The sequence below is a fragment of the Spongiactinospora sp. TRM90649 genome (genome assembly GCF_029382225.1).
Taxonomy (GTDB): Bacteria; Actinomycetota; Actinomycetes; order Streptosporangiales; family Streptosporangiaceae; genus Spongiactinospora.
The window spans coordinates 70,950-85,595 of sequence record NZ_JARLTC010000034.1 but is presented as its reverse complement, the minus strand read 5'-3'; the positions used below and the strand labels follow the sequence as shown (position 1 = coordinate 85,595).

Annotated in this window: 16 protein-coding genes; 11 read left to right on the top strand and 5 right to left on the bottom strand. The window is 71.9% G+C overall.

Features of this window, described 5'->3' with window-relative positions; translation table 11 throughout:
• Positions 1-5: 5 nt before the first annotated feature.
• Positions 6-641 (top strand): class I SAM-dependent methyltransferase, encoded by a 636-nt coding sequence (locus P3X83_RS33550; RefSeq protein ID WP_277309344.1) that lies wholly within the window; start codon positions 6-8, stop codon positions 639-641.
• 7 nt (positions 642-648) lie between these two features.
• On the opposite strand, the gene P3X83_RS33545 is transcribed toward P3X83_RS33550, so the two are convergent.
• Together P3X83_RS33545 and P3X83_RS33540 are read right to left on the bottom strand one after the other, a co-directional pair.
• The gene (locus P3X83_RS33545) at positions 649-1,305 is read right to left on the bottom strand and encodes a thymidylate synthase (RefSeq protein WP_277309343.1); all 657 of its coding nucleotides are present in this window, start codon (positions 1,303-1,305) and stop codon (positions 649-651) included.
• Entirely contained in the window at positions 1,305-2,009 is a 705-nt protein-coding gene (locus tag P3X83_RS33540; protein ID WP_277309342.1) for a hypothetical protein, read from the bottom strand. Before P3X83_RS33540 ends, P3X83_RS33545 begins: the two co-directional genes overlap by 1 nt.
• A 242-nt stretch (positions 2,010-2,251) precedes the next feature.
• On the opposite strand from P3X83_RS33540, the gene P3X83_RS33535 reads away from it, so the two are divergent.
• The gene (locus tag P3X83_RS33535; RefSeq protein WP_277309341.1) at positions 2,252-2,431 is read left to right on the top strand and encodes a hypothetical protein; all 180 of its coding nucleotides are present in this window, start codon (positions 2,252-2,254) and stop codon (positions 2,429-2,431) included.
• Between the two features lie 3 nt (positions 2,432-2,434).
• On the opposite strand, the gene P3X83_RS33530 is transcribed toward P3X83_RS33535, so the two are convergent.
• Both P3X83_RS33530 and P3X83_RS33525 read right to left on the bottom strand, forming a co-directional pair.
• The gene (locus P3X83_RS33530; protein ID WP_277309340.1) at positions 2,435-2,803 is read right to left on the bottom strand and encodes a hypothetical protein; all 369 of its coding nucleotides are present in this window, start codon (positions 2,801-2,803) and stop codon (positions 2,435-2,437) included.
• A 558-nt stretch (positions 2,804-3,361) separates the two neighbouring features.
• On the bottom strand, positions 3,362-4,945 hold the full coding sequence (locus tag P3X83_RS33525) for a GMC family oxidoreductase N-terminal domain-containing protein (RefSeq protein WP_277309339.1): 1,584 nt from the start codon (positions 4,943-4,945) through the stop codon (positions 3,362-3,364).
• Positions 4,946-5,132: 187 nt separating this feature from the next.
• On the opposite strand from P3X83_RS33525, the gene P3X83_RS33520 reads away from it, so the two are divergent.
• Positions 5,133-6,077 (top strand): sigma-70 family RNA polymerase sigma factor, encoded by a 945-nt coding sequence (locus P3X83_RS33520; protein ID WP_277309338.1) that lies wholly within the window; start codon positions 5,133-5,135, stop codon positions 6,075-6,077.
• A 6-nt stretch (positions 6,078-6,083) separates the two neighbouring features.
• On the opposite strand, the gene P3X83_RS33515 is transcribed toward P3X83_RS33520, so the two are convergent.
• Positions 6,084-7,562 (bottom strand): aldehyde dehydrogenase family protein, encoded by a 1,479-nt coding sequence (locus P3X83_RS33515; protein WP_277309337.1) that lies wholly within the window; start codon positions 7,560-7,562, stop codon positions 6,084-6,086.
• 119 nt (positions 7,563-7,681) lie between these two features.
• Here P3X83_RS33515 and P3X83_RS33510 point away from each other — a divergent pair, with 119 nt between their 5' ends.
• The 8 genes from P3X83_RS33510 to P3X83_RS33475 all read left to right on the top strand — a co-directional run bounded on the left by P3X83_RS33510 (position 7,682) and on the right by P3X83_RS33475 (position 14,508).
• Positions 7,682-9,067 (top strand): amidohydrolase family protein, encoded by a 1,386-nt coding sequence (locus P3X83_RS33510; protein WP_277309336.1) that lies wholly within the window; start codon positions 7,682-7,684, stop codon positions 9,065-9,067.
• Positions 9,068-10,090, top strand: a complete 1,023-nt coding sequence (locus P3X83_RS33505; RefSeq protein ID WP_277309335.1) for an alcohol dehydrogenase catalytic domain-containing protein — start codon at positions 9,068-9,070, stop codon at positions 10,088-10,090.
• 184 nt (positions 10,091-10,274) lie between these two features.
• A complete protein-coding gene (locus tag P3X83_RS33500) occupies positions 10,275-11,474 on the top strand; it encodes an FGGY-family carbohydrate kinase (protein WP_277309334.1) in 1,200 nt (399 codons plus the stop codon).
• A gap of 18 nt (positions 11,475-11,492) precedes the next feature.
• Positions 11,493-11,891, top strand: a complete 399-nt coding sequence (locus tag P3X83_RS33495; protein WP_277309333.1) for a VOC family protein — start codon at positions 11,493-11,495, stop codon at positions 11,889-11,891.
• 189 nt (positions 11,892-12,080) lie between these two features.
• Complete coding sequence (locus P3X83_RS33490; RefSeq protein WP_277309332.1) at positions 12,081-12,536, top strand: VOC family protein; 456 nt, start codon at positions 12,081-12,083, stop codon at positions 12,534-12,536.
• A 4-nt stretch (positions 12,537-12,540) separates the two neighbouring features.
• Positions 12,541-12,954: a nuclear transport factor 2 family protein gene (locus tag P3X83_RS33485; RefSeq protein ID WP_277309331.1), complete on the top strand. Its 414-nt coding sequence runs from the start codon at positions 12,541-12,543 to the stop codon at positions 12,952-12,954.
• An 18-nt stretch (positions 12,955-12,972) separates the two neighbouring features.
• Complete coding sequence (locus P3X83_RS33480; protein WP_277309330.1) at positions 12,973-13,755, top strand: hypothetical protein; 783 nt, start codon at positions 12,973-12,975, stop codon at positions 13,753-13,755.
• Positions 13,756-13,866: 111 nt separating this feature from the next.
• On the top strand, positions 13,867-14,508 hold the full coding sequence (locus P3X83_RS33475; RefSeq protein ID WP_277309329.1) for an RraA family protein: 642 nt from the start codon (positions 13,867-13,869) through the stop codon (positions 14,506-14,508).
• Positions 14,509-14,646: the final 138 nt, after the last annotated feature.

Below are 14,646 nucleotides of genomic sequence, written 5' to 3'. Positions count from 1 at the left end.
ACCGTATGTCCGCTGCCGGAGACGCCCTGCACCGCATGCTGTTCGGCGTGATGTCGGTGGTGTCGTCGCGCGGCCAGGGGCGTCTTCTCGGGCGCTACTTCGACTGGTGGCACCGCAAACCGGATCCATGGAACTACCACGGCGAGCCGTACGAGAAGCACAAGCACCAGCGCACCATCGAGGTGCTGCCCGCCCGGCCGTACACCCGCATCCTCGACGTCGGGTGCAGCGAGGGCACCTTCACCCATCTGGTGTCCGCCGCCTACCCGCAGGCCGAGACGCTGGGGGTGGACATCTCCCAGCGGGCGCTCAGCCGGGCCGCGGCGGGCGGGTCGAGCGCGAGGTTCCTCGCGCTCGACATCCTCAACGATTCGCCGGGCGGGTCGTTCGACCTGGTCTTCTGCGCCGAGACCCTGTACTACCTGGGCCGCTCCGGGCGGCTGCGGCAGGCCTCCGCGCGGCTGCGGACGCTGCTCGCGCCCGGCGGGCTCCTGGTGCTGACCCACCCGTGGCCGGAGGCCCGTCACCTCTACCGGTGCCTCGACGCCGACACCGCGCTGCTCCGGACGGCGGAGCACGTCGACGACGAGTCGGACCGGCCGTTCGCGATCACCATCTACCAGCGCAAGGCCGACGGCTAGCCCGAGGTCACGAGGCCTTCCGTAGTCCGGTCACCTCCCTGAGCACGGCGGCGACCGCCTCGATGTCCGCCAGGTAGATGTGCGGCACGTCCACGAAGATCCGCAACGGCCCGCACGGGAGCCCCAGGCTCTCCGCGACGCCTCGCTGCACGTCGTGCAGCGGGAGGTAGTTGAGGTAGCTCGTGTACGCGTTCTGCGAGCGGAACGCGGCGGTCACCGCGAGGTGGCCGTCGCGCACCCGGAACGCCAGGCCGGACAGGCACGGAACCGCGTCGAGCGGCTCCCCGGGGGTGGTGAGCGAAAGCCACCCGCTCTTGCTGTACGGCCGGGCGCGGAGCAGTTCGGTGACCCACGCCAGCTGGTCCACCCCCTGCCAGCACCGCAGGCGCGCGCCGTAGCTGTACTTGAACGGCGGCACGACCGCGTGCGTGGTGAACTTGCTGGCGTACAGCGGGATCAGCCGCTGGTCGCCGTACGCCTCGACGACCGGGTCGTCCCAGCGCACGTCATCGATCTCGAACAGCACGGCGGGGGCCTCGATGATCGGCCCCCGATCGTCCTCGGCGGGCCTTCCGGTAGCCCAGACATGGTCCAGCAACCGGACCCACGCCTCCCCACAAGACTTCCACTGTTTGATCCCCGCCGAAATGTCGGGGTTGGGCATCACGTCTCCATGTTCGGGAACTGGTAGGGATTCGATGGGAGTCGGCGCCGGCGCGAGACGTTGGCCCGCACGTAGTACATGAGGTAGTGCAGCAGGGCCAGCAGCCCGACGACCAGCACCAGCAGGAACGCGCCCGGATCGCTCCCGCTCAAGCCGAGCGCGCCGACCGCGATGTACGCCCCGTTGACCAGCGCCATCGACATCACGTTGATCCCCGGCCAGGCGAGCGGCGCGTAGGTCTCGGGGAAGGTGGCGTCCACCGGCAGGTTCGGGGTCCAGCCCAGGCCCTTGAACTGGTCGTTCAGCCGGACCACGTACAGCAGCCGGAAATTGTTGATCGCCCGCGCGGCCCGCATGTGCGCGCTGACCGCCTCGATCATCCGCAGGAACGGCACGATGTTGAGCAGCCCGAACGCCGTGACCAACGCGAACACGTACCACGGCACACTGTCCCAGTCGGCCAGCGCCCCGGGTGCGATCACCCGGGCGTGCACCAGCGCGACCGTCGCCCCGAACGGAGCCGACAGCAGCGCCATCGACAGCCGGGTCATCTTCAGCCGCTCGTCCTTCGCGGCGAGGTAGACCGAATAGATCCCGCCGAAGTCAACGGCCAGGAGCTGGAGAAATTGCGAAGGTTCCAGGGGTAGGTCTTCCTGCTTCGGCGGTAATGCCGCTCCGCCGCTTTGCGGCAGCGTTCTCCGCATCACAGGTCCAACCCCAAAGGTGCTCCGGCATGGTGGTCACAGGCCGCCCGACGTCGCACGACGCCACACGGTCGGCTCCACCATTATGACCACTTCCGGTAGCGCCAGGCGGTCAGGGAGGCCCATTCATGAAAATTCCGCATAGCCACGTTTCCCTTACCGGAAACGCCGCCATCCTCACCCATGACGGCCCCGGCAGACGAAATAGACCGCCTTGCCGCCAGACGGGCCGGGCAGAGGCGGTGGACGGGCAGCAAGACGCGGTCGCCCCGCACATCTCCGGCCTGTCGTTCCCGACCACTCCCGATGACCAATGGCGGATCTCCGCCTTCACCGTCGCCGCCCGGATGAGCGGCACCCATCTGACCGACCAGTGGCTGGAGACAGAACACTCGCGCTACGTCATATCAACCGTGATCTGAGGTTCAGCAGGGGCTGTTCCCGGCCGGGAAACGGAACATCGTGCGTGGGAAGGCGCCCACCAGGTTGTCCCAGAATCTGCCGGGGGTCATCGGGGCCCTGGCCGCGTCGAGTACGTCCCGGTAGGGGCCGGCGGCGAGTTCTTTTCTGATTCGGTCCACCTCGGCTCGCAGCCGCTCGTCCGGCAGCGGGGTGCCCGGGGCCATGTTGTCGGCCAGGATGTAGGCGTCCGGCAGCGGCTTCTCGTGGCCGACGCGCTGGCCGCAGGCCGGGCGCAGGTGGCTGCCGAGCGGGTTGGCCAGGCCGGGCCGGTCGATCACCAGCACGTCCAGCGGATACGCCGAGCCCAGCGTGCCCAGGACGCGGCCGGTCACGGCCAATGTGCGGGCCGATCGGCCCGCAGGGGCAGCGGCGGAAGGCCCGGCCGGTCGCGCCGCTGAGCGGGGCGGGGTCCGGGCCCGTGTACGCCTCGGCGGTGACCGGGTGCGGGTCGCGGGTGACCACGGTGTAGGCCACGTCGCCCCGGGCTCACCCAGGAGACCGCCGCCACGAGGTAAGTCCACGCGGTACTGGTGTTGGCCTCGACGCGCTCCCCGGCGTTGAAGACCGGCCCGTCGCCCGCGAGCAAACTGCCGGACCGTGCGCACCGCGATCAGCCCGTCATCGGCGATCCACCGGTTCTGCCACCCGGCGAAGGCCATCGCGCCCGCGGCCACCACCATGACGACCTGATTCCAGACCCGCACCCCACGGGACGTCCCGGCCGCCGTACCGGCCCGCGCGGCGAAACGAGCGATGCCACGGCATCCTCCATCACGGATCGCGTCGCAGCCACCCGCCGCCTCACCTCAAACGACAGCGCCGCCGTGCTGAGCGCGGCATATTGGCAACCCTCAGCACATCGCGATCTTCCCCGACGCCCCCACCGGGCGTTAGTCGAAGAGGTCGGCGGCCAGCCAGGCCAGGGCCATGGTGGGGGCGCCGATGTTGGCGGAGACTTGGAAGGGGAAGGCGGAGGCGTCCACAACGCGCAGGCCGTTGACGCCTCGGACGCGAAGTTCGGCGTCGAGGACGTCGTCGTCGGACGGGCCCATGGCGCAGGAGCCGACGGCGTGTGAGGACGATGTGCCGTGGCGACGCACGTAGTCGAGTGCGGGCTCGGGGAAGGAGAGCACGGCGCCGGTCGGGAAGTCCTCGGCCTCGATGACCTCGGCGAGCGGGGCCGTCCCGAGCAAGGCGCGGATGCGCCCGAGGATGCGGCTCGCGGCGCGCTGGTCGGTGCCGGTCTCTAGGAAGCGCGGGGCGATGACCGGCGACGACGGGCCGGCCATCGAGGAGTGGATCGTGCCGGTGGTCTCCGGCCGGGTCTGGTACAGGCCGATCAGCATGCCCGGATACCCGGCGGGCTGGAACCCGTCGGCGGCCGGGTCTATGGGGAACGGGACCACCGCACCGCACAGGTCGGGACGGGCCAGATGCGGTTCGGACTTGGTATGGAAGGTGATGTCGTATCCGGAGGTGCCGAGCAGCCCGTCGGCCCCCGGCTCGCCACCGGCCCCCAGGTCGTCCCGCCGAAACAGCGCGTGCAGCTCCGCGCCGACGCCCAGCTCGCGCCCGAATCGGACCTGGACCATCGCGATGCGCTGCTCGATGACCCGCTCGCCGACGTTGGGCGCGGCGGCCAGCACCTCGATGCCCAGGTCGCGCAGCAGATCGGGACGGCCGATGCCGGACCTTTCGAGCAGCAGCGGGGATTCCACGGCGCCACCGGCGATGATCACCTCCTTGCGGGCGCGGTATTCGACGGCGACGCCACCACGACGGCACGCCACCCCGACCGCGCGGCGGCCCGCGAACAGCACCCGTTCGGCACGGACCCCGGTCTCCAGGGTGACGCCGGCCCGCAGCGCGGGACGCAGGAAGGCGTCGGCCGCGCTGGTGCGCCGCCCGTGCCTGATGGTCGAGGGGGTGAAGCCGATGCGCTCGCCGTCGCCGTCGTTGACGTCCTCGACGTGCTCCCAGCCGAGCTTGCCGCCGGCCTCGAACAACCGGGCGGCCAGTTCGTCGGCCACACCCGGTACGGACACGCCGAGGGGCCCGCCGTCGCCACGGCTGGGCGAGGCACCCAGTTCGTGGTCCTCCATCGCCCGGTAGGCCGCCAGGAAGGAGTCCCACCCCCAGTGGCCGGAACCGGCGTGCCGGGCAAGGGCCTCGAAGTCGGCTTCGGCGCCACGGCTGTAGATCATCGCGTTGATCGTGGTACCGCCGCCCACCACCTTGCCACGGACCCAGTCGCCCGTGTCGCCGACGCCCGCGACCCGCACGGTCGGATACCTGTAGGCGTAGGCGTCGCCCCGCATGGTGAGGAAATGGCCCTTGGGCATCCGGTGCAGCGGATCGTCGTCCGGGGCCCCGGCCTCCAGCACCAGCACCCGGCCCGATCGGGCCAGCCGGTAGGCGAGGGTCGAGCCCCCCGCGCCGGACCCGACGATGATGTAGTCATATTCGGTTCCCATTCGCTCACTTTCCGTTAAGCAACGTGCCCGGTCCCGCCGGGCATGGCCCCACACCGGCACGATGCGGGGCGATGGTGGAAAGTTCGTTCGGCACCGAAATTTCGGGAAAACCCGTCTGTGCGACGGGCCGGTTGTTAGCGTCGCGGAGGGCGGCGAACGTTTCACGGACCCACCCACGGAGAGCTCTGTGCATCGCAGCACCACCCAGGCCACCCTCGACGCCCGGACAGACCTGGAACTGGTCCACCTGGGGCGCGGCGGCGACCTCACCGCCCTGGGCTACCTGCTCGAACGGCACCGCGCCCCCATGCTGGCCGTGGCGCTGGCCGTGCTCGACCGCCCGTCCGAGGCGGAGGACGCGGTTCAGGACGCCATGATCACGGCGCTGACCCGGATCGGCGACCTGCGCGACCTGTCGGCGGTCGGCCCCTGGCTGAAGATGATCGTCCGGAACCGCTGCCGGATGGAGCTGCGCGCGCGCCGCCCGATGCTCGGGGCCGACATGTCACACGCGCTCGCTGCCGCCGATCCGGCGCGGACGGCCGAGCGCCACGACGTCAACGACCGGGTGTGGCACGCGATGGAACGGCTCCCCCCGCCGCTGCGCCTGGTCACGATGCTGCGCTACTTCACCGACCTGAACACCTACGAGCAGATCGGCGCGGTGTGCGAGGTGCCGGTCGGCACGGTCCGCAGCCGGCTGAGCAAGGCCAGGGAACGGCTGTCGCGGGAGCTGCTGACCGCCGCCGACCCGGATCACGACGTGATGGCCCTGTCCAGGGCGCGGCTGCGGGAGGCGCGCACCGCCGTGGGCCTGGGGGCACAAGGCAGGTTCGGCGAGGTCCTGCGGGAGCTGTGGCATCCGGAGGTCGAGACCACCTGGGTCGACGGCAGCCGGACGCGAGGCCGCCCCCCGGTGCTCCAGGCGGTGGACGACGCGCTCGACGCGGGCATGCAGATCGGCGTCGGTGACGTGGTCGCCAGCCGGCAGATCGTGATCTGGGAGTTCAAGATCACCCACTCGGGCGACGACCCCGCCCACTGCCCGGTCCGGCCGTTCTGGCTGCAGTTCCTGGAAGGTGGGCGGGTGGAGCGTCTTCGCCGCTTCGCCGACCGGTCGTCCGCCGCGTAAGCCCGATCAGGGGCGGGTCTGGACGTTGAGCGACTTCAGGCGGGTGTAGGCGTCGATGCCGACCCTGGAGTGGCCGCTCGCGCCCCGGGCCTCGCCCCGGCCCTCGTTCATGTCGGGGGCGAAGTGGGTGTTGACGTTGACCGTGCCGCAGTCCAGGGCGTCCGCGACGCGGAAGGTGCGCTCCAGGTCGCGGGTGAAGATGGTCGCGTTGAGCCCGTACGGCGTGCCGTTGGCCAGCGCGATGGCCTCCTCCTCGGTCGAGAAGGGGGTGGCCGCCAGCACCGGGCCGAAGATCTCGTGCTGCTCCGCCTCGCTGCCCGGCCGTACCCGGCTGAGGACCGTCGGAGCCATGAACCGGCCGTCGCGCGACGCCGGAGCGCCGACCACCTCGCCGTCACCCGCCGCCACCGCCCGTGCCACGAAGCCGCGCACCCGCTCGGCGTGCTGGTCGGTGATCAGCGGGCCGATGAAGGTGTCGCGGCTCAGCGCGTCGCCGACCGGCAGCCCGGCCGCCGCCTCGGCCACGCCCTTGACGACGTCCTCGTACACCCGCTCGTCCACCAGCAGCCTGCTGCCCGCCGCGCAGACCTCGCCCATGTTCACGAAGGCGGCCATCATCGCCCAGCCCACCGCCTGCTCAAGGTCGGCGTCGGCGAAGACCACGACCGGGGACTTGCCGCCCAGTTCCAGGTTGACCGGGGTGAGGTTGCGCGCGGCCAGTTCCGACACGCGACGTCCGGTCGCGGTGCCGCCGGTCAGGCTGACCAGGTCCACCCGGGGGTCGGTGACGAGCCGCTCGCCCACGGTCTCGCCGGGGCCGAGCACGATGTTCAGCACCCCGGCGGGCAGGCCCGCGCGGGTGAGCATCCGGCCCAGCTCGACCAGCGTGATCACCGCCTCCTCCGGCGGCTTGGCCACGATCGAGCACCCGGCGGCCAGCGCGATCGCGATCCGCTGGCTGCCCGTCATCAGCGGCCCGTTCCACGGCAGCAGCTCGGCCACCACCCCGGCGGGCTCGCGCGTGCGCATGGTCAGCACCTCGGGGCCGCCGCCCGGCAGCAGCTCCGGCGGGTACGAGCTGCGCCGCACGTCACCGGTGGTGGTGCGGGCCAGCGCGGCGGCGTGGGAGAAGGCGTTGGCGGCCTCGTAGATGTCGTAGGTGACCGCCCCGCTCACCGCCTTGCCGGTGTCCAGCGCTTCCAAGGCGGCCAGGCGTCCGGCGTTCGCCCTGATCTCGGCCGCGACCGACTCCAGGAGCCGCGCCTTCAGGGTGCCGGGCATGCGCCACCACTCCCCGGCGTCATGGCTGCGCCGGGCGGCGGCGATCGCCGCGTCCACCTCGGCGGCGGTCGCCACGGCGTACGAGGCGGGCGTCTCCCCGGTGGACGGGTCGAGCACCGGGAGCACGTCGCCGTCCCCGGTCTCATTGCCATCGATGAGCTGCCGATAGGGATCGGAGTCCAGCCAGACCGGGTCGTAACGCATGTGGGAAGCCTTCCGATAAGCGAATCAGCGGGCATTGTGTTCCAGGCATGGACTATGCCTGACTTGTTGTGCTCCGGGGCAGATGACCCGATCGCCTGGTCAACCTAGCGTTCGATTGCATGGCGCTGATCCCGGATCTCCTGGTCACCGGCGGCGACGTCGTGACCATGAATCCCCGCCGCGAGGTACTCGTGGGCGGTGCCGTCGCCGTGTCCGGGGAAGTGATCCTCGCCGTCGGCGGTACGGCGGAGCTGCGCGCCCGCTGGCCGGAGACCCCCGAACTGGACGCCGCCGACTGCGTCGTCACCCCCGGGATGGTCAACGGGCACCAGCACCTCACCGGGGACCCGCTCGCCCGCGCCTGCATCCCCGACGACATCGACTCCCAGGAGTCGATCCACGGGTGGGCGGTGCCGCTGCACCAGGCCCACCTCCCCGAGGACGAGGAGCTGTCCGCGCTCCTCGCCTGCGTGGAGAACCTCCGCAACGGGGTCACCACGATCATCGAGGCCGGAACCGTGGCCGACGCCGACCGGGTGGCGGGCGCGATGACCCGCGCCGGGGTGCGCGGCACGGTCGGCACGTGGGGCTGGGACGCCGAAGGCGCCCCCCACGCCGCCCCGGCCGAAGAGGTGCTCGACCGCTTGTGGGCGGTGGTCGAGACCTACCCGGCGGGCGGCCTCGTCGAAGGCTGGGTCACCCTTGTTGGGCATGGCCTCGCCTCCGACGGGCTGCTCGCCGGCGCCGCCGACGTCGCCCGCCGTACCGGCGCCGGGATGACCATGCACATGTCGCCCGGACGCGCCGACGTGGACCACTACCTCGGCCGCTCCGGCCGCCGTCCACTCCGGCACCTCGCCGAGCTCGGCGTGCTCGGGCCGCACCTGCTGCTCGCGCACGCCGTCTGGGTGGACGACGACGAGGTCGAGGCGCTGCTCTCCTCCGGCACGGCCGTCGCCTACTGCCCCTGGGCGTACCTGCGCCTGGCCCAGGGCGTCACCCGTGCCGGACGGCACGCCGAGATCTTCACCCGGGGCGGCCGGGTCGCCCTGGGCTGCGACGCGGGCAACGCGGGCGACTCGGCCGACATCCTGCGCGCCGCCGCGCTCGCGGCCGGGCTCGCCAAGGACATGGCGATGGACCCCGGCGCGATCGGCGCGGCGGAGGCGATGGAGATGGCCACCATCCGGGGCGCCGAGGCGGTCGGGATGGGTGGGCGGATCGGCTCCGTCGAGGCGGGCAAGCTCGCCGACCTGGTGATACACGACGCCACCGGGCCCCAGTGGACCCCGAGGGGCGACGTCGCGCAGCAGCTCGTCTGGTCCACCGACGGCCGCTCGGTCAGGGACGTCCTGGTCGGCGGGCGGATCGTGGTCCGCGAGGGCCGCTGCACGACGGTGGACGAGCAGGCGCTACGAATCGAGGCACGAAAGGCGTCGGACCGTCTGCTCGAACGGGCGGGCGTCGCCGTACGCCGTCACTGGCCGCACGTGAGGAGTCATTGAATGAGAGTCGCCGTGGTCACCGCTCCCGAGGTCGTGGAGTTCCGCGAGGAGCCAGCGCCGACGGTCGGCCCCGACGAGGTCCTCGTGGAGGTGGGCGCCACCGGGCTGTGCACCATGGAGCGCCGCCTCTACCTGGGTGAGAAGCGGTTCTACCCGGTCGCGCCCGGCCACGAGGTCGCCGGGCGCGTGACCCGGGTGGGATCGGCGGCGGAGGGCCTGCCGGGGTCGCCGCGCGTCGGCGACACGGTGACGGTGGACCTGCTCAGCCGCTGCGGCACCTGCCACCCCTGCCGGCGCGGGCGGAGCGCGATGTGCAAGGGCCCGCAGGGCGGCAAGCTGTCGGACGGCACGGTCTCCTTCGGGGCGGGGCTGTCCGAGGCGGTCGTGGTGAAGGCCCGCCAGGCGTACGCCACGGGCGCGGCCCCGATCGAGCACGCGGCCATGGGCGAGCCGGTGGCGTGCGTGGTCCACTCGCTGCGCCTGGGCGGGCTGCGCGCCGGCGACCGGGTCGCGGTGATCGGCGCCGGTTACATGGGACGGCTGCACCTCGCGCTGGCCCGCGCCAAGGGCGCCGGTCCGGTCGGCGTCGTGGACGTCAGCGCGGAGCGCCTCATCGAGGCGGCGGACGCGGGCGCGGCCTGGACCGCCACCCCGCAGGACGCGGTGGACCGGGGCGGCAAGCAGGACCTGGTCTTCGTCACGGCGGGCGCGCCGGGCGCGCTGGAGACCGCGATCGCACTGTGCGACGACGGCGGCACCGTGGTCCTGTACGGGGCCTTCCCCAAGGAACTGCGCGCCGAGATCGACCCGGACGCCGTCCACCACCACGAGCTGTCCATCGTCGGCGCCTACAGCCAGGAGCCCGAGGACTGGCAGGAGTCGGCCGCCCTGATCGCCTCCGGCGTCCTCGCCCCCGCCCTCGACGCCCTGGTCACCGCCCGCTTCCCCCTCCCCGAGGTCACCGAAGCCCTCAAACTAGCCGCCACCACCCCCGTCTACCGCGTCCTCGTAGGCCCCTCATGACCCCGCGAGGGCGCGCCGACGCCTGGACTGAGGAGCGAAGGAGCCCGCGAGGGAAGGCGGCGGTGACCAGCGCCCGAGCCGCGCGAGCGGAGCGAGCGCAATGAGCACAGCGAGCACGGTGTTGGGGGTTGATGTCGGGTCGAATTCGGCTCGGGCGGTGGCGGTGGACCGGGATGGGCGGGTCGTGGCCACTGGGGGTGGGGAGTACGCCGGGGCGGAGGCTTGGGCCGAAGGACGGGCGGAGCCCGCCGCGTGGCTGGCGGCCGTGGTGGACGCGGTGCGGGAGACCGGGGTGCGGCCCGCCGCGATCTGCGTCGGCGGGCAGAGCCCGACGACCGTGCCCATGGACGGCAGTCCCGCCGTCACCGTGCTGCACCCCGCAGGGGCGACCCTCGGCTTCGAGCGGCAGCACTACGCCCAGCGCGAGTTCCTCGGCATCGACGGCGTCCTGCAGATCTACGACTGGATCATGAACAGGCTCGGCGCGACCATCCGCCAGTCCCGCTGGCCCGGCGACGTCACCCTGAACGGCTACGGCAGGCGCGCCGCCACCGGCCAGGTCATCGGGCACACCGACGGCGCGTTCGGCCTGCCCGCCGACATCCCCCTGGTCGCGGGCGCGCAGGACGCGTTCTTCGCCTTCTGGGCGGGCGGCGTGGACACCCCCGGCCGGGCCATGGACCCCGGCGGCCGGACCGGCGGCCTCGCCGTGGCGGTCGAGTGCCCGCAGGAGCGCGGCGCCGACGCCATGCGCAGCGCCGCGATCGGTGTGGACATCGTGGGCGGCCCGGTCAGCAGCCATGGCCTGATCATGGAGTGGCTGGCCGGGCTCACCGGCCGGCCGATCCCCGAACTGCTGGACCGCGCGGCCCTGATCCCGCCGGGCGCGGACGGCGTGCGCGTCCTGCCGTACCTGGAGGGCGAGCGGGCGCCGCGCTGGAACCGGGAGCTGCGCGCGGAGATCACCGGGCTCGGGTCGGGGCACGGCCCCGGCCACATCGCCCGGGCCGCGCTGGAGGGCACCGCGTACGGCCTGCGGCACATCGCCGAGTCGCTGCGGGTGCCCGGCCTGGACGTACTGGTCTGCGCGGGATCCCCCGCCCGGAGCGAGCTGTGGTGCCAGATCAAGGCGGACGTGCTCGACGTACCGGTGGAGGTCCCCGAGGAGACCGACCTGGCCGCCTACGGGGCGGCGCTGTCGGCGGGCGCGGGAGCCGGATGGTGGCCCGTCCCCGGCGACGCGAAGAGCGGGTCGTGGCCGCGTCCGGCGGGACGGGTGGTGAAACCGACCCCCCGCCAGGTCTACCGCGACGGCTACCGGCGCTTCGTCGAGTCCGGCGACGCCGCGGAACGGCGGTTGCGCCAGTTGGAAGCATCCAAGTGACCCCCAAGGAGTGACGCTGTGGCGAATACGCTCGTCTTCGTCGATCTGCCCACGCCGGACATCGAGGCCAGCACCACCTTCTACAAGGAGCTGTTCGGCTGGGAGATCAATGGCCGCCCGCAGGGCGTGTTCCACCAGATCCTCCCCGGTGACGGACCGGCGCTCGGTCTGTGGAGCGAGCGGGAGCAGGTGCCGGATCCCTCGCCGCGCGCCCCGCAGCCGCGTTCGGGTTTCCAGCCGCGCACGTACATCCTGGTGGACGGCCCGCCCGGCGAATATCTGAACCGTGCGGTGATCCTCGGGGCGACGGCGCTGTGGGAACAGAGTTACTGGGAAGAATTCGACGGCCATCACGCGTCGTTCCTGGACCCTTGGGGCAATCAGATCGTGATGTGGTGGAAGCCGACCCCCCGATGAGGGGGATGCGTGGATCTTTGGGCTGTGAGCACATGGAGGCCCCGGGCGGCGCGGACATAGCGTCCAGACATTCCTGGCCCAGGATGGGAGCCTTCGCTCGCCCTTCCACCGCGTGGGACCCCCGAGCACGCGACACGGAAGGGCACCACACATGATGAGGCCCATCAAGAGAATCGACCGAGGAGAGAAATGGCTCTGAGCAAGACGCTCACCGAAGCCCGCTGGACCCATGTCGCGCTGCCCACCAGCGACCTGGACAAGGCGATCGAGTTCTACACGACGCTGACCCCGCTGGTGGTGGTGGCGACGCACGAGGACAAGGACGGACGCAACGCCTGGCTGTCGAACGACAAGCAGGTCGAGACCCCGTTCGTGCTGGTCCTGGTGGAGTTCTACAAGGACAGCGGCAAGAAGCAGCCGCAGCTCACGCCGTTCGCGCACCTGGGCATCGAGGTGCCGAACCGCGAGGACGTGGACGCCATCGCGGCCAAGGGCCGGGAGATGGGCTGCCTGCACTGGGAGCCCATGCAGATCCCGCCGCCGGTGGGTTACGTCTGCGCGCTCACCGACCCCGACGGCAACGTGATCGAGATCTCCCACGACCAGCAGGTCTTCGAAGAGGTCCGCACGCTCTGGGGTGAATGACGGCTTGGGCGATCCAAGCCGGGACCCGGCCGCCGGCGCGTTCTCGACCAGGCGAGCGGTCGAGCGCTACATCGGGGCGCTCAACCGTCATGACCGTGACGAGATCGCGGCCTGTGTCACGCCCGGATTCCACAACGAGCACACCTCGGCCGCGGGCGTCAGCGTGCGCGGCAGGGACGCCTACCGGGAGCGGCTGGCGTCGTTCCTCGCCGGTTTCGAGGACCTGCGCTACGAGGTCGAGGACCTGCTCGTGGACGGCGACCGGGCGGCCGTGCCGTACCGGATGACCTTCAGGTACGGCGGGACGCCGGTCTCGATCCGCGGCATGTTCCGCTTCCGCGTGTCGGACGGGCTGATCGATCACCGGGTCGACTACTGGGACGGCGCCGAGTTCGAGCGTCAGACCGGAAAACGTTAGTCGTTGAAAGGAAGCACAGTGCAGTACTCATCCGCCGTGGGGGCGGGCAAGCTGCGACGAATGCGCCGGATGTTCGGCGCGGACGGCCGCAGCGTCTTCGTCGCGATCGACCACGCCGCCTACATGGGCGAAGGGCCGCCGCTGGGCGAGCCGATGCGGGAGATCGCGGCGGGCCGGCCCGACGCGGTGCTGGCCACCTGGCACCTGGCCCGCTCCTACGCCGGTGACTTCGGGTCGTCCGGGCTCGTGCTGCGGGTGGACGGCGGCTCGTCCGAGGTCGGCGAGATGCCGACGGACGACACGAGCGCGATCCTCTATCAGGCGGAGCAGGCGCTGAGGATCGGCGCGGACTGCCTGGTCGTGCTGGCGTTCCCCGGCGCGCCCGACGAGGAGAAGTCGCTGGTCCGGCTGGCCAGGCTCTGCGCGGAGGCGGAGACGCTGGGGCTGCCGGTGATGGCGGAGATGATCCCTGGCGGCTGGGGTCGCGCGGTGCCGTGGACGGTCGAGAACGTCGCCCGCGCCGCCCGCATCGGCGCCGAGCTGGGCGCGGACATCATCAAGACGCTGTGCCCCGGGCCGCCCGAGGAGTTCGCCGCGGTGGCCGAGGCGTGCCCGGTCCCGCTGGTCGCACTGGGCGGGCCGAAGATGAAGACCGAGGACGACGTCGTGGCGGTGGCCAGGGGCGTCGTGGAGGCGGGCGCGGCGGGGGTCGCGTTCGGCCGCAACGTGTGGGGCTCGGAGAAGCCCCGGCAGCTCGTGGAGCGCCTGCGCGAGGCGGTCCACGGCACCGGACCGCTGTGACCTGATCGAGGTTCCGGCCGACGGGGCGATCCGCACCTGTTCGCCCCGCCGGGCACGGCCGATCGGCACAGCGGTTCGACATGGGTGACCGGCTAGATGAGGTGATTATTCGTGGTTCCCCCGACCACCGCGATCGCAGACGTGCTCCAGCTACGGGGGCTGTCGGGCTGGCTCAGCCCGCCGCTCCGGCCCATGTACCGCTCCCAGGGGGTCCTGGGGACCGCCAGGACGGTCCGGCTGGCGAGCGGGCCGGGCGACGACGGCCTGATGCCCCTGCATCGGCTCCTGGACGAGGACCTCGACGGGCGGGTGCTCGTGATCGCCGGGGGTCAGGTGACGACCGGTGCGCTGTGGGGTGAGATCCTCACCCGCGCCGCGCTGGCCAGCGGCGCGTTCGGCGTCCTGGTGGAGGGCGGCGTGCGCGACGCGGACGCCTTCCGCGACCTGGACCTGCCGGTGTGGGCGCTGCACGAGGCCACCGCGAGCGCGGGCGACGACGTGCACGTGGCCGCCGTGGGCGAGCCGGTGGAGATCGCGGGCGTCCGGATCGACGACGGCACCGCCGTGGTGATGGACTGGAACGGCGTCGTGGCGCTGCCCACCACCGAGGTGCTGGGCGACGCGCTCGCCTACGCGGACGCCGAGGAGGACGTGGTGATCGCGTTGCGCGACGGCTCCACACTGGAAGAGGCATATCAATACAAGGCGGACATGGTGGCCAAGCTCCGGCGCACCCCCACGACCTCCTCCTAGGACGTCGGGACGGCACGCGCGCACGACGGCGTGGGCGGCGGGAGAGCGTTCTTTCCTGACCTGCCGCCGCACACCTGTCGCCTGGTGTAGCCTCACTCCGATCTAGACACGCACATGATTACAAACGGGGCATAACCC